We start from the raw sequence: 229 nt of genomic DNA on the forward strand, positions 1-229 counted from the left end.
GAGACGTGGCTCGCCCGGATCGGATCGTGTTCACCCCGGAACTCCCGAAGACGCGCTCGGGGAAGATCATGCGACGACTGCTGGAGGACATCGCCCGCGGCGAGGAGTTCGGAGACGTGAGCGCGCTCCGTAACCCGGAGGTCGTGGGCGAAATCGAGTCGACCGTCCGAAGGGGGGACGACTGACGGTCTCGCGGGATTCGGTCTCCTCCCGTCGGAGCGTCTCGACG

Annotated in this window: 1 protein-coding gene; it reads left to right on the top strand. The window is 67.2% G+C overall.

Annotation, left to right across the window (positions count from 1 at the left end; genetic code table 11):
• Positions 1-185: hypothetical protein (locus EXE44_RS19535; protein ID WP_137718135.1), on the top strand; the 185-nt coding region annotated here is incomplete at its 5' end.
• Between the last annotated feature and the right edge of the window lie 44 nt (positions 186-229).

Source organism: Halorubrum sp. SS7, from assembly GCF_005435055.1.
Lineage (GTDB): Archaea > Halobacteriota > Halobacteria > Halobacteriales > Haloferacaceae > Halorubrum > Halorubrum salinarum.